Raw genomic sequence first — 15,793 nt, 5'->3', positions numbered from 1 at the left:
TTTCTGTTATATGCTGAATTATATATTATTTTTGTAAGTATAATTTATTTAGACTTAGGCATTTATATGAAGCGGGGTTTACTTTTATGTTTTTTTACTTTTTACTTTTTCAAGTTGGATTTGGTCAAAGTTGGAGAAGAGTAGGAAGTTGGGGGAATGACTACAAATCTATTCAATGGGTTAACACCAATGTTGGTTATATAGGAGGAGAAAACATATTGTTGAAGTCTATAGATGGGGGGCTAAGCTGGATAGAGATGGAGCTCCTTGTGCGTATGGAAGTTATTGATGTCTCATTTTTTGATGATTTAAATGGGATTTTGCTTGGAGATGAAGGACTTATTTTCAGAACCACAGATGGTGGTCTTAGTTGGGCTAAACCCGATTATCCGGAAGGAGAGATGTTAAATAATGTTGTCCAGATTGATGAAAACATAATGCTCATTAGTGGTAATAACGGCACTATTTTACGCTCAACCAATGGTGGTGCTACCTGGGTTGCTGTTAATATTCCAACAGAAGCATCCGTCAATAAAATATCTTTTGTGGGCGATCTCCTCGGTTATGCGGTAACTGCTGATTCGGAAATTCTTAAAACAAATAACGCAGGCCTGACTTGGGAACTGTTTGATTCCGGGTTTGATGTGGCCTTAAACGCTGTGCATTTTACGGATGACACTACCGGATATGCTGTCGGTGATGAAGGTGCCATTATCAAAACAGAAGATGGCGCCCAAAATTGGCAATTTATTAACAGCGGTATTGATACAGACCTAAAGGATGTAATTTTTAATCCCTCTTATCCCCTGATAGGGGTAATTAGTGGCGATGGAGGAACAGTTTTGCGCACAGCCAATGGAGGGCTAACATTTATCGGTGCTATTTCAAGAACTGTAGAAAATATCGAGCGCTTATCTATTAGACCGGAAACCAATAATGTTTTGGCAGTAGCACCAAGTGGTGTTTTGATCTCTTCAAACAATACCGGCTCGAGTTGGAGTTTGAGGCTTTCCGGAACTCCTAGTGACTATAAAGGAGTAGAGTTTGTGACAGATCAAAAAGGGTATATAGTCGGAGAAAACGGTCTAATTATTACAACGACAAATGGAGGTGCTCGGTTGACAGATCGTTCCAGATCGATTTCTTTGCCGTTCAATGCGGTATACTTTGTTACCAGTACTGCCGGGTTTGTTTCTGGTAATAATGGGAATATTATTTCTACACGAAACTCCGGAGTAAACTGGACTACGCTCAATCCTGGTACAATAAAGAATGTAAATGGACTTTATTTTTTCGATTTTGATATTGGCTTTGTGGTTGGAGACAGAGGATTAATTTCAAGGACTGAAAACCAAGGGTTAAACTGGGAGGAGGTTTCTTCTGGTAATGATGATGTTAATCTTAAAGACATAGCTTTCTTTAACGAAAATGATGGATTGATCATTGGAGAAGGAGGGATGGTCTTAATTAGCTCTGATGGAGGATTCAATTGGCAAAAAGTAAGTATTGGAACCAATGTAGACTTAAACGCACTGTCAGTTTTGGATGAAAATTCTGCCATAGCCGTAAGTCAAAGTAGTGCTGTATTTAAAACTGTTGACAAAGGGTTGAATTGGGAGCAAATCCAAACAGGTTTCGATATGCCTTTGACTGATATCGAATTTCTCGATGAATCTGTAGGCTTTATTACCGGTGAAAACGGTTTGATCATACGGACCTTTGATGCGGGGGAAAATTGGGAACGATTAGAAACAGCTACTTTTCAAAATTTTACAGGTATTAGTTTTGGGGATTTGAACGTAGGGTATGCAGTTGGGGAAAATGGTTTGCTCTTCCAATATACTTGTCAGGTGCCAGACGTTATCCCTACCATTTTTGGCGAGGATAATATTTGTATAAGTCAACAAATCTATTCGGTTCAGGATTTCGGTTTAGAAGGTGTGGAATACGACTGGAGGGTTGATGGTGGAACTGTAATTCAAGGTCAAGGTACCACCAGAGTGGTGATAAGATGGGATACACCGGGTAGAAATGCCGTAATGGTTAGGGGAGCCAATAATTGTGGAAATGGAGAAACTACTGCATTGGAAGTAGTGGTTTCAGAAGAGCCTAAGGAAACCACTGTTATTCAAGGTGAGGGTGTGGTCTGTGTCAATACTTTGGAAGAATATAATGTAGATGATGTTCCGGGTACTGAATATTTTTGGGAAGCCACAGGAGGAGTAGTAAGGGAAGGACAAGGAACTTCAGTAGTTACCATTGAATGGACCAATTTAGACGAGCATATTGTTAAAGTTTCAAGCAGGAACCCTTGCGGCGAAGGGCCTACTACGGAAAAGATTGTACGCGTCATAACCGTTCCGAATCAGCCGTCTGAAATTCAAGGTGCTGTTAAGGTTGGTTTTCAAGAAGCAGATTATGAGGTGGTTGGAGAGCAGGATATTAACTATCAATGGTCAATCTCCGGAGGTGGTGAAATAATAAGTGGGCAAGGCACCTCTACCCTACGTGTCAATTGGACAAGCCCTGGGGACCATGTGGTCCAAGTGACGCCGGTAAATGCTTGCGAACAAGGGCCAAGTAGAGAACTTTCTGTTAATGTAAACCTTATCACGGCAATTGAAGAGGAATCAACCGATGTAAGGATTGAAGTGTTTCCAAGCCCTTCTTTCTCCGGCGATGTACATGTATCTTTAGAAGGTATTGCCGGATTAGATCATATTGCTGTTTACAATTCTATGGGGCTGAAAATAAAAGAGGTAGCCATCACTACCGGGCAATTTGTCTACTTTATCCCTGACCTGCCGAAGGGCTTGCATGTGTTACTTATTCGGACCAGAACCAAAGAGTATAAAAGAAAAATACTTGTACTTTAGGGATTTGATTTAGTGCAAAATAAAACCTTGACAGAAATACCTGTCAAGGTTTTGTGTTTAGAGTGCTTGAACTCAATTAAATTTTTCAATGAAGTTAAGAAAATCTCAATTTCTGGCCTAAGATCCTAATCTTCCATTCCTCCACCTTTCATTTTTTCAGCATTTTCAGCAAATCTTAAAGCACTTATAAAGTCTTCTATACTGCCTTCCATTACTTCCGGAAGGTTATAAACGGTTTTATTGATGCGGTGATCTGTCACCCTACTTTGTGGGTAATTATAGGTTCGGATTTTGTCAGACCTGTCGCCACTTCCAACCATAGACCTTCTTTGGGCTCCAACTTCCTCATTATGTTTAGCAAGTTCTATTTCATAAATCCTTGACCGCAAAACCTTAAGTGCTTTTTCAAAGTTTTTAATTTGTGATTTTTGGTCTTGACAGGTAACCACAATCCCTGAAGGTTCGTGGGTAAGCCGTACAGCTGAATAGGTGGTGTTTACAGATTGTCCGCCCGGTCCGGAGGAGCAGTAGGTGTCTTTCCTTACTTCATTCATGTCTATTTCCACATCCACTTCTTCCATTTCAGGCAAAACAGCCACTGTGGCCGCAGAAGTATGAACCCGTCCTTGGGTTTCCGTGGCAGGCACCCGCTGTACCCGATGAACACCGGATTCATATTTAAGCATTCCGTAAACATCTGCACCGGAAACCGAGCTTATGATCTCTTTATAACCTCCGGAAGTTCCGAAGGTCAAATCCAAAATGGTAAGGTTCCAGTTTTGCTTTTCGCTAAACCTTTGATACATTCTAAAAAGATCTCCTGCAAAAATGGCAGCTTCGTCTCCTCCTGTACCACTTCTAATCTCAAGAATGCAGTCTTTAGAATCATTGGGGTCTTTTGGGATTAACATTTTTCTGAGATCTTCCTCCATCTCATCTTTTTTGTTTTTCAATTCCTCCCATTCTATTTTGGCCATCTCACGGAATTCCGGATCTTTTTCCTTTTCCAAGATTGCCTTCGTGCTTTCTATATTTTCTAAGGTGAGTCTGTAACTGTCATATGCAGCAACAACTTTTTCCAAGTCTTTGTATTCCTTAGACAGCTTGGTGTAATTTCCCATGTCACTCATTACATCCGGTTGGATGATGAGTTGTGAAACTTCTTCAAATCTATCTTTTATTGCTTCAAGTTTGTCCAGCATGCTTGTTGTATTTGGAAGGCAAAATTAAGCAATAATGTTGATGATTACCCGACACAGATTTATTTTATATGTTTGTGGAACCAAAAAAGTCTCTTTATTAATTTAGATCAAGATTGAACATTGGTTTTAATGTGTATCCCACCTACTTTCAGCACTTCGGCAAAGGAGACTTGGGAGGTTGTCTTTTTTTGATTAGTCCGTATATTTAATAATAAAAAGCAATAGATAAATGATGGGCTTGAAATACAATTGGCAGATAATAGGACTTTCCCTGATAATTGGAATTAGCAGTTGCAATAATGGAAAAAAATTGACAGGTCACTCGTGGATGAGGTAAATAAAGCAAATGAGGTAAAAAAGCTAAGTGAAGCTGAAATTACAACGCATGCCATGGAGTGGGGGGAGGAGATCAGTATGGAAGCCCAAAAATCCCTAATGGGTACATTGCAGAAAGCTATACAGGAAAAAGGTCCTGAAGGAGCAGTAAGCTTTTGTAATGTAGAAGCCCTTGCCATTACCAAAGAAGTGGCAGATAAATTTAAAGTCACCATTAGAAGAGTTTCGGAAAAAAATCGAAACCCAAAGAATATTCCTAATGCAACAGAGAAAGAATTACTGGATGCTTATGCCTATAACAGTGAAAATAAAATAGAGAATCAAGCCAATATCCAAAAAATTGAGGATGGACAGGTTTTGTTATTTACCAAAGCGATCACGATACCAAATGGTCTATGCCTCAATTGTCACGGGCAACCGGGGAAAGATATCCAAGAAGGGACGGCTGAAAAGATAAAAAATCTATACCCTGATGACAAGGCGATAAATTATCAAGTAGGTGATTTAAGAGGAATGTGGAGTATTGCCTTGCCTAAGAAAGAAGTCGTAAAAGGCATTTAAATAAGTTGAAATATTTGTCAATGCTTATTTTAGTATATAATGCAATGGCTGAATATCCGGAGGTTCTAGTTTTTGATTTTTATTGATACAAATTCTTAATTGTGCGATTTCATTGGCTTGGATGCTGTGATGATCTTGGAATTGACTATATTTCTTAGAAATCCTGTAACAATATGAGCGATTACATGCACAATCAAACCCAAAAATTTCGTTGCCCTTGGTGTCTCGGGTTTGAAGATTATATCAGGTATCATGATGAAGAATGGGGAGTGCCGGTGTATAGTGATAGAACCCACTTTGAGTTTTTGGTGCTGGAAAGTGCTCAGGCCGGTTTAAGTTGGGCAACCATCTTAAAGAAAAGGAAAGGATATGCGAAAGCTTTCAAGGATTTTGATTACCAAAAGGTTGCACATTTTTCTGCGGAAGATATAAATAATTTAATTGCAGATCCAAGTATTGTTCGCAATCGGATGAAAATTGAAGCAGCAGTAACCAATGCCCGTCGCTTCATAGAAGTTCAAGAAAAATACGGAACCTTTACCGGGTTTATGTTGGATTTTGTTGATGGTAAACCCATACAAAATGCTTGGAAAAATATGCAAGAAGTTCCAGCTACAACCGATTTGTCCAATAAAGTAGCTAAAGAGCTGAAGAATTATGGCTTTAAGTTTTTAGGAAGTACTACCGTGTACGCTCATTTACAAGCCACAGGCATAGTGAATGATCACCTGGTTCAATGTTTCCGACATCAGGAAGTGAAAAGAATGGCAAAATAGTTTTATCCACTCTTTGTGTTCTCTTCCTAATGAACTTTTGCTTAAAATAAACTGAAAAGCACCATTGGTCAACATGTTAGAGATTGACCAATGGTGCTTTTGTTTTTATTCAGCACCCATAAGCTTAGACTTGCTTTGGTCTTTAGATTGTTTGATGCGATAATTTAATGTAAGGTTGATTTGTCTTTTCCGAGGGAAAATATCCCCTACTGTTTTGAAACCCGGACCTTCAAATATGTAACGATTTCTTCTTGAATTAAATACATCCAACACATTAAGAATCAATGTCCCCCTTCCTTTCATAATGTCTTTACTTGCCGATATATCCATAAAAGCCATCGCTTTTTGTACGCCTTGAGCCACTTTTCTTCTGCCTTCATAATTTCCACGTACCTGAAGATCCAAGCCGTTAGCGAAGGTGAATCTAGAGGTGAGTCTTGTAAACCAAGAGTAAGTGTCTGCCGTATAAGTGTCCAATACGTTACTGCCGTCTACTTTGGCGTAGAAAAAATTAAAGTTTGCATCTAATTTCCACCAGTCAATAGGGACGTAATCTGTAGTAAATTCAAAACCCATGGATTGCTCACCTAATAAATTTTCCGGAATAGTAGTAGAATTTCCTTCAGCATCCACACTTCTTATTCTTTCAATTTTATCCTTGGTGTCTCTATAGTAAATAGTGGAAAAAATTGAACCTTTGTCCATGTATTTGATATGGCCTAATTCGAAAGCATCAGTATATTCAGGGTTAAGATCCGGATTGCCACTGAAAAAGTTTCTCGCATCAGAAAAAGTCATAAACGGACTCAAGTCGTTATAAACAGGTCTCCTGATTCTTCTACTATAACTCATCTGAAAAGCATCGTCCTGACTGAGATTGTAGGTAAAATGAGCAGAAGGGAAGAGGTTGGCATAATCCCTTGGGTTAATTTCATTTGAGGTTACCAAGGTGGTGGTAACATCAGTGTATTCCGCACGTAGTCCCCCTTGATAAGAAAATTTCTCATGTTTATTACCCAATATGGCATAAGCTGCATGAATGTTTTCATCATAAAGGAAGATGTCATCCAAGCCGGGAAGGGCTTCAAAATCACCAGATTCCAATCTTTGACTCACGATAAAATCATTCTCCATGTTTCTGAAACTGCTTCTGAATCCGGTTTCAAAATTTCCCTCCTTACCAATAGGCTTTGAATAATCCAATTGAAAAAGCCACTGCCTGTCAAACTCATCGTTGACAGATGTTTGGTAAATAGATGCACCGGCAATTGGACTGCCGGATGGTGTAAAACCGTCTTGGGTATAAACTTGATCTGAATTTTCCCAATAATCCAAATAAGTGATGGCACCGGTTAATTCATGCCCACTTTGTTCGAAACTACGTTTATACGTTAGGTTAAATTCGGAATTAGGCTCCTTTTCATCCTCATCTTGAGTACGTAGGGTATAACTTTGTAGAGGCCCTCCTTCCATTTCATAATCGTTGTACCTAATATTGGTTAATCTTCTTGAATCACTTCGCCTCCATAGATATGAACCTGTAAGAATACTGTTTTCATTGAAGAAATAATCTAAACCGGCGCGAATATTATTATTGATTCCATTGACGGTGCCTGTGGTGGTTTGATGGGAATAAAAGGTGGTGTCATCGTTGCTTACTTCCTGATCGATGGTGCCCTCCCGAGGAGTTTTTCTGTAAGCTACTCCATAGTTGATAAACCAATTGATCTTTTTGTGCCGGTAATTAAGGTTGGCTGCGAGACCAAAGTTTTCGGGATTTCCTACAGTGCCTTCAAAAGATGCGTTAAAACCTTGTGTATTTTCCTTTTTCAATATGATGTTGATTACCCCTGCCATACCTTCAGCTTCATAACGAGCAGAAGGATTGGTGATGACTTCCACTGTTTCTATCATACTGGCAGGCAACTGTTGCAATCCACTACTTCCTTTAAAACTGACCAATCCTGAAGGTTTTCCGTCAATTAAAATTCTAACATTACTAGAACCTCTTAAGCTAACACCACCTTCAGGGTCTACCGATATTGAAGGTAGATTCATTAAAATATCGTTCGCCGTTCTACCGGCATTGGACAAGTCCTTTCCAACATTGAAAATCCTTTTATCCAAAGATAATTCCATCAGGGTTTTTTCTCCTTGTACAACCACTTCATCCAAACTTTCCGTGTCTGCGGATAAACTAATCTCACCAAGGACAAGTTTTCTGTTCTCTCTATTAATATTGATGCTATTGATCTCTGTGGCTTTATACCCCATAAATTCAACCAAAACATTGAATTCTCCTTGTGGAAGTCCAATGGAAAAGCTTCCATCTTCAGTGGTGATCCCCCATTGATTAGTTTTTTACCCTCGGTTTCTAGAGTGAAAACACTAATGGTGGCAAATCCTAATGGGTTGCCTCCATCCTCGTCAATAACTCTTCCTTGAATTTCTCCAAAATTGGAAGATTGGGAAAAAGTAGGCTGGATAGCTAAAAATGTTAGCAATAGGCATAATAGGCTAATGTTTTTCATGGGGGATATCTTGGTATTTTTAAATAGCGACAAATATAAAAAATCGAGAGGAAGGATGTTTGTTTTTTTACATGAATGTCCCATCTAATTGATAGACATTGCTTTCGAGTTGCAATGCAAGTCACATTATTCAGATATGGAGAGTCAATTCAGTAGTTTTATTGAATTTGTGGAAAAGGTAGGATTAAAATTATAACAATATTTCTTTTTCAGTTGTCCTGATATTTTTCTTGAATATTTTGAATTTAAAATAGATTATCTAGCTTTAAAATCTTTTATTTGGCACTTAAGCATATTGTCAATGTTTCATATAATTAAATTAAATGGCTTCCCTATATTTAATAGAAAAGAATTTTAGAGCCTTTATAATTTTTTATCAAAGGGATTCAGGAAAATTTAACATGATTTTTAATTAACATTAAGTTAATTGCCAATTTCAATCAAGAATATTCTTTTGACTAGTTTTGCAAATCTTAATTATCAGTAAAAATTAACCCTATGAAAAAACTTTATTATTTGTTAATCATGATATGGTGCAGTGCCATATTTACTGCACAGGCACAAACCGTAATTAAAGGTACGGTGTATGGGGCAGCAGATGAGCTTCCTGTGCCCGGCGCTGCGGTGGTGCCAAGTGGAAATACAAATCAAGGTACCATTACAGATATGGATGGAAACTTTTCACTTGAAGTGAGTGATCGTTCAGGAACCGTCACCATATCTTTTATTGGGATGCAGTCTCAAACCCTCGATTATGAAGGAAATGCAACCTTGAAGGTTTATTTGGAAGAATCTCTTTTAGATATGGATGAGGTTGTAATGATTGGTTATGGTACTTCCAGAAGAGAAAACCTAACCTCTTCAGTTTCCTCAGTATCCGGGCTTGATAAAATTAATAGTAGGCCGGTAACTAATCTAAATGACTTTTTGCAAGGTAGTGTGCCTGGTGTTACAGTTCTTCAGCAAGGTGGAGACCCATCCCAAGAAGGCTTGATAGTAATCCGTGGAATTGGATCTCTTTCCGATGAAAGACCGTTAACGGTTGTAGACGGCATGCCTTATTATGGTCCTCCAATCAATCCGAATGACATTGAATCAGTATCTATTTTGAAAGATGCTTCAGCAGCGGCTATCTATGGTGCGCAAGCTGCATCAGGAGTTATCGTTATCAAGACCAAAGAAGGAGCCTATGGCAAACCTGTCGTTACCTTTGATGTTTATTCTGGCATCCAGCAAGCAAGTAATCTTCCCACGCCATTAAATGCTCAGCAACAAGCAGATGTGTACAATTTGGCAGCAGACAATGCAGGAGCAGCACGTCAGGCAGCACATGATGCCAGCCAAAACCCTTGGGGACAGGTTACGCGCACCAACTGGATGGAAGAGATTTTTAGATCAGCATCTGTTCATAGTGCCAATGTAAATATTAGCGGTGCCAGTGAAACTGCTAATTATATGGGGTCTTTTGGATACCTTAATAAAGAAGGACTTCTTCAAGGTACAGAATTTGAAAGGTATGCATTTAGGTTGAAAACAGATTTTCACCTTTCTGATAAAGTTACCATCGGAGAAAATATCTATTTTACCCGATCCAACTCAGTGGGGACAAACTCAAGCAGTTCTTATTCAGGCAGTATAATTAGTGCTCTGTATATGCCATCTGCAGCTCCGGTTTATGATGAAAATGGTGTTTTTCATGGAGTAGTACCTTACGAATTATCTCAATTTGCCGGAACTTATGGAGATGTATACAACCCTATGGGGCTGCTATTGAGACCTACCACTAATAATCCGGTTTCAAATTTGAACTCAAATACCTATTTAAATTATGAAATTATTCCGGGTTTATCCTTCAGGAGTACTTTTAGCTATAATTTAAATATGTCCAATAGTAAACAATTTAATCCTAGAATTCCTGAATTAGGTAGGACCAATCTTCAAAATTATCTTTATCAAGGAAATTCGAATACCCAAAGGTGGATTTGGGACAACCAAGTGTCTTTTCAGAGAAGATTTGGTCTTCATGATTTGAATGTGACCGCTGTTTATTCTTCTCAATTTACTAAAAGTGAGTCTTATTTTCAGGAAGGCAGAGGCTTTAGCAGTGAGGAGCCTTTTAACCAATACATGAGCAATGCCGAAGAGTTCATGACTCCGACTACCGGTGTTTATGAAGATGCTTTGACCTCAGCAATTGGTAGGGTAATGTACAATTACGATGATAAATACTTTATTTCAGGTAGTGTAAGGAGAGACGAAACTTCACGATTGGCTATTCAAAATCAGTCAAGTGTATTCCCTGCGGTTTCAGGAGCTTGGAAAATTTCAGGTGAAGATTTTTTCAATATGCCATCTGTAAATATTTTGAAATTGAGGGCTTCATGGGGTCAAATAGGAAATATTAACTCTGTAGGCTATTACTCTTTTGATGTTCCTCTAGGTACACAAACCGTTATATTGGGACAAGATGCTTCCCTTGATTACAGGGCAGTATACGCTAACAGACAATCCAATCCTGACCTGAAATGGGAGATTTCAGAATCAACCAATATTGGATTAGATGCAGGTTTGTTTGACAATAAAATTGACCTGACCTTGGATTACTTTGTGAAAACTACGAAGGGGATGATTCTTCCCGGATTAGAAGATTTGCATCAGGGAACCACTGCAGCTGATGTGAATGGTGGAGAGGTAAGAAATTCAGGTCTGGAATTTTCAGCCGGATATTTTACTCAGGTTGGAGAATTGAATATCGCTGCAAGAGGTAATTTCAGTGTGATCAATAATGAGCTAATAAATCTTGATGGTTACAATAATAGTAATATAAATTTTATCGCCCACAGTGATGAAGTAAGAAGCACTCTTTATCCTTACAGATCAGAAGTGGGGCAGTCATTGTATTCTACATTCTTGGTTCCTTACGAAGGAATCTTCCAAAACCAAGCGGAAATTGATGCCCATGTAAAAGATGGTACATTGATTCAGCCAAATGCCCAGCCGGGAGATTTTAAGTTTACGGATGTGAATGATGATGGTAAAATTACTGACGAAGACAAGGTGTTTATGGAGAGCTACCTACCGGACTTTACCTATGGTTTCAATTTAAGCCTAGATTATAAAAGGTTTGATTTGAGTATGATCTTGCAGGGAGTTGCAGGAGTGAAAGTTTTCAATGGCTACAAATATACCGCATTAAATGCTTCTCAATCAGGATATAACCTAGACAATAGGGTGCTAGATGCTTGGACTCCTGAAAATACCGATACAGACATACCTAGGTTGTCAACCAAAGATGATAATAGAAATTTCGGTACTGCCTCAAGCTGGTATTTGGAAGAAGCTTCTTATTTAAGAATGAAAAACCTTACCATAGGTTATACACTGCCTCAACAATTGCTGCAGAAAGTTGGAAAAGACAGTAGTCTTAGGGTTTATTTCTCTACAGAGAATTTATTTACAATCACTAAATATTCGGGCATGGATCCGGAAGTTGGTGGTAAAGGGATGGACGTGGGGCGTTATCCACTGCCTAAAACATTTACAGCAGGTCTTTCTCTTACCCTTTAATACCTAACAGTGAAAAAAATGAAAAATACTTTATATAAGATATCGACATTAATCGCCCTAAGCTTAGGGGTGATGACTAGCTGCTCAGATGAGTTCACTAATCTGGAGCCACTGGGAAGTACTTCTTACGAAAACTTCTTCCAAAATGAACAGGATGCTATAACAGCAGCCAATAGTCTTTATTTTTACATGAAAGATGAGGACATGTTTTCCAGAGGTTTTTCTGGTATATCAATGCTTCGGACGATATGGTTACCGGTAGAATTAATTCTACTGCAGATAATATCAAGAACTTTAACATGACAGGAGATGAAGGATATGCTTACTGGATGTACCCGCAGAGTTACAAAATTATCCGTCGAGCCAATGACATTATTCTAAATGTTCCGGACATGGATCTGGCAACAGACCTGAAAAACAGAATTCTTGGAGAAGCATATTTTATGCGGGCTTTTCATTATTTCTGGATAGCCCATACTTATGGTGATGATGTGAGTGGCGGTGTGCCGATTGTTACAGAGGAAAATATGTTTGATGAGGCGGGAAGCTATTCTCGTCCTGTCAGCGTGGTGGAAAACTATGCGCAAATTGTAGAAGATCTAGAAAAAGCTGCTGATTTATTGCCTCTTTTTACTACTTATAGTGCTGAAGATATGGGACGGGCTCACAAAGATGCAGCTCTGGCTTATATTGCAAAAACCAACTTGTATTGGGCAGAATATGATCCTTCTCGTTATGCAGAGGTGGTTACTTACGTGGATGCAGTTACCAATTCAGGCTCAGGAAGAGCCATTTATACCACCAATACCCCTGAGGAAGATTTCAGAATGTTGCACAGTCACTTGAACAACTGGGGACCGGAATACATTTGGACAGTAGTTTCAGGTGTAAATGGTGGCTCCAAGCTTCCGGGTGTTTCTTTAGAAAACAAAGGCTGGGGTAAATACAATGGCTGGGGATATTATATGCCTACCAATGACCTGTATGAAGAATTTGAAGAAGGAGACTTCAGAAGGGAAGTTACCATTTTGAAATTTGGTGATGATTTTAAATTCTTTGGTGAAGAAAGAAAATACCAATCAGAAAATTCACTTTCCGGCTTACAATTCAACAAATACCTGTATGAATACCAGTTTGAAAATCCCATAGGTACTTATATCAATTCCAATGGGAATGATCCAACAACCATTCTGAATGTTCCTTTGTTAAGGTACAGTGAACTTTTGCTTATGAAAGCTGAAGCTTTGATCATGCAAGGTCAAAATGGTGATGCACCATTGAATATGGTAAGGGCGAGAGCCGGACTTGATTCAAAAACAGATGCCACCATGGAAGACCTCAAACATGAGCGAAGAGTAGAGTTGGCCGGGGAGTTTGCCAATAGACACTTCGACTTGGTCAGGTGGGGTGATGCTGAAGAAGCTTACAGCAAGCCGCTTTATGGAAGATTGCATACCGACAGGGCTGATCCGAATTCTGACTATGTCATAGGTGAAATTTGGCCTGCAAGGAATTTTGATGCCGACGTAATGGGTGTTTGGCCAATTCCAACAAGAGTAGTTAGCTCTTCAGGAATTGAACAAAATAAAGGTTGGTAATTATTACCCAAAAAATAGAAAGGGTGCTGTTGCAAAACAGCACCCTTTTTTATGCTATTTTATTTATAATTGAAAAAAATAGGGGCTGATTAATGTTGTTTTTTAGCCATTGATAAATAAGGTTTTTTATTTAGTAGGAATAAAGTAGATTGGCTCCATTATTATAATTGTGTAAATTGTATTTTGACAGTACCATTACTCTATGAACCCAAAAATTAACCGTTATTTTCTCCTGTTTGTACTTGTTGTATGTTGGTCATGTAAATCCGGAGATAAGCCGTTGGAGGAATTAATACCAAAGGATCAAACAAGTTTAAAGACAGGAGAAGACCTATTTCAAACCAACTGTAGCAGTTGTCATTCCTTCAAAAAAATGGTATTGGGCCTCATTTGGGTGGGATAACCAAGGAGCAGCCCTTACAGTGGTTGCGTGCTTTTATCCAAAACCCTGCCGAAATGATTGACAAGGGGGATGAAAGGGCCCGTAAAGCTTTTGAGCGGTACAAAACCTATATGCCTTCTTTTAAACATTTGGAGGAAGGTCAAATCGACAATATCATTGCCTTTATGCATCAGCATGAGGCTCCTCAAGAAAATTCAGAAGTTGTATTGGACTCGATAGGGAATCCCATCCCTGATAAAATTCCATTGTCCGATTTGATTGTGGAATTAGAGCTTATCAGTACGGTCCCTGCTTCCTCAGAAAAGAAACCTCTTACCCGAATCGCTAAAATGGATTACCATCCTGTAAGTAAAGAGATGTATATGATGGATCTTAGGGGTAAAATGTACCTTATGGAAGGGGATCAATACAAGTTATACCTAGACATGGCCAAGGAAATGCCCGAATTTATTAATGAACCGGGTTTGGCTACCGGTTTTGGTAGTTTTGCCTATCACCCTGAGTTTGGTGAAAATGGCCTATTCTATACCAATCATACCGAAAAACCACATACAAAACCTGCAGATTTTGCCTTTGGAGATAGTATTAGAAGCGATCTTCAATGGGTAGTAACCGAATGGAAAACAGAAAACCCCATGGCTGTACCTTTCCAAGCCAAAAGCAAGAGAGAGCTTTTAGAATTGATATGGCCTCTGGAATTCATGGGATGCAAGAGATTACTTTTAACCCATATGCCAAAAAAGGAGATAAAGATTATGGACTGCTGTATATAGGTATTGGAGATGGTGGTTCGGAAGGACGAGGGCATGCTTGGATATCCCATGGTGCCACTCAGGCTTGGGGATCAGTTTTTCGTATCGACCCCCAAGGAAACAACAGCGAAAACGGAAAATATGGCATACCATCAGATAATCCGTTTGTAGGCAATGATAAAGGGTGGTTGCCGGAAATTTATGCGCATGGATTTAGAAACCCGCACAGGATTTCATGGACTCAATCTGGAGAAATACTGGTTTCAAATATTGGACAAGGCCAAATAGAATCCCTCTATATGCTTCGTCCGGGAGCTGATTATGGTTGGCCTGTTAGAGAAGGAACCTTTAAATTAAAACCTGAAGAAGATTCCAATATGGTTTTCCCTTTACCTGAAAATGAAAAATCTTTTGGCTTTTCTTACCCTGTAGCCATGTATGACCATGATGAAGGCAATGCCATTTCAGGAGGTTACGAATATACCGGTACAGCAATACCGGGTCTTGAGGGGAAATACCTGTTTGGGGATATAACAAGAGGAAGACTGTTTTATGTCAATATTGCGGACCTTGAAATTGGTAAACAAGCCCAGATTTATGAATGGACTGTCGAGTACGAAGGGGTTTCTATTCCTCTTTCCAAGTTGTCAGGTAGCAGAAGGGTGGATCTTCGATTGGGCAAAGATGCCAATGGAGAAATGTATTTGTTTACCAAAGCTGACGGCAAGGTTTATAAAATGGCCGGTATAAAAAACTAGGATGAAAAAGTTCAGCAGACGCAAAACACTTTTCACAATTGGTAGCATGGCTGCATTAGGCCCTGTTTGGGCAGTGAATGAGCGCTTTGTCAAACCAAAAGTCCGGATTGGCGCTTGCGATTGGTCCATTGGGAAAGCTTCTGATCCTAGTGCATTGGCGTTTGCTAGTGAAATAGGTCTGGACGGCGTACAGGTAAGTTTAGGGAATGTAGCCAATGACATGCACCTTAGACAGAAAAGCATGCAGGAAACTTACCTGAAGGCAGCTAAAAAAAACAAAGTGAAAATTGCCGGCTTGGCCATAGGAGAACTCAACCGAGTGCCCTATAAATCAGCCCCTGAAACGGAGGCTTGGGTTTCAGATAGCATAGATGTAGCCAAAGCATTGGGCTGCAAAAATATCCTTTTGGCATTTTTTCAGCTGGAGACCTGA

General features: G+C 39.2%; 11 protein-coding genes. 9 read left to right on the top strand and 2 right to left on the bottom strand.

All coding sequences use genetic code 11. The features are described from left to right. Positions 1-86 precede the first annotated feature (86 nt). The gene (locus WG932_RS17750) at positions 87-2,876 is read left to right on the top strand and encodes a YCF48-related protein (RefSeq protein WP_483084866.1); all 2,790 of its coding nucleotides are present in this window, start codon (positions 87-89) and stop codon (positions 2,874-2,876) included. A 125-nt stretch (positions 2,877-3,001) separates the two neighbouring features. On the opposite strand, the gene prfA is transcribed toward WG932_RS17750, so the two are convergent. Next, the gene (gene prfA, locus WG932_RS17745; RefSeq protein WP_483084865.1) at positions 3,002-4,078 is read right to left on the bottom strand and encodes a peptide chain release factor 1; all 1,077 of its coding nucleotides are present in this window, start codon (positions 4,076-4,078) and stop codon (positions 3,002-3,004) included. A gap of 324 nt (positions 4,079-4,402) precedes the next feature. Here prfA and WG932_RS17740 point away from each other — a divergent pair, with 324 nt between their 5' ends. Then, positions 4,403-4,975 (top strand): Tll0287-like domain-containing protein, encoded by a 573-nt coding sequence (locus tag WG932_RS17740; protein ID WP_483084864.1) that lies wholly within the window; start codon positions 4,403-4,405, stop codon positions 4,973-4,975. Between the two features lie 173 nt (positions 4,976-5,148). Next, positions 5,149-5,751, top strand: coding sequence for a DNA-3-methyladenine glycosylase I (locus WG932_RS17735; RefSeq protein ID WP_483084863.1), 603 nt, complete (start codon positions 5,149-5,151; stop codon positions 5,749-5,751). Between the two features lie 105 nt (positions 5,752-5,856). Here the strand turns inward: WG932_RS17735 and WG932_RS17730 are convergent, their stop codons facing one another. Continuing rightward, positions 5,857-8,025, bottom strand: a complete 2,169-nt coding sequence (locus tag WG932_RS17730) for a TonB-dependent receptor domain-containing protein (RefSeq protein ID WP_483084862.1) — start codon at positions 8,023-8,025, stop codon at positions 5,857-5,859. Between the two features lie 755 nt (positions 8,026-8,780). Here WG932_RS17730 and WG932_RS17725 point away from each other — a divergent pair. The 6 genes from WG932_RS17725 (at position 8,781) to WG932_RS17700 (ending at position 15,793) form a co-directional block, all read left to right on the top strand. After that, entirely contained in the window at positions 8,781-11,849 is a 3,069-nt protein-coding gene (locus tag WG932_RS17725; RefSeq protein ID WP_014019336.1) for a SusC/RagA family TonB-linked outer membrane protein, read from the top strand. Between the two features lie 72 nt (positions 11,850-11,921). Continuing rightward, positions 11,922-12,152, top strand: a complete 231-nt coding sequence (locus WG932_RS17720) for a hypothetical protein (RefSeq protein WP_483084861.1) — start codon at positions 11,922-11,924, stop codon at positions 12,150-12,152. After that, complete coding sequence (locus WG932_RS17715; RefSeq protein WP_483084860.1) at positions 12,149-13,447, top strand: RagB/SusD family nutrient uptake outer membrane protein; 1,299 nt, start codon at positions 12,149-12,151, stop codon at positions 13,445-13,447. The genes WG932_RS17720 and WG932_RS17715 overlap by 4 nt, the downstream gene beginning before the upstream one ends. 354 nt (positions 13,448-13,801) lie before the next feature. After that, on the top strand, positions 13,802-14,623 hold the full coding sequence (locus WG932_RS17710; protein WP_483084859.1) for a c-type cytochrome: 822 nt from the start codon (positions 13,802-13,804) through the stop codon (positions 14,621-14,623). Beyond that, positions 14,536-15,360, top strand: coding sequence for a PQQ-dependent sugar dehydrogenase (locus tag WG932_RS17705; RefSeq protein ID WP_483084858.1), 825 nt, complete (start codon positions 14,536-14,538; stop codon positions 15,358-15,360). Before WG932_RS17710 ends, WG932_RS17705 begins: the two co-directional genes overlap by 88 nt. A gap of 1 nt (position 15,361) precedes the next feature. Then, positions 15,362-15,793 (top strand): hypothetical protein, encoded by a 432-nt coding sequence (locus WG932_RS17700; protein ID WP_483084857.1) that lies wholly within the window; start codon positions 15,362-15,364, stop codon positions 15,791-15,793.

The organism is Cyclobacterium sp. SOCE241 (genome assembly GCF_056867545.1).
This window is presented reverse-complemented; position numbering and strand designations above follow the sequence as displayed.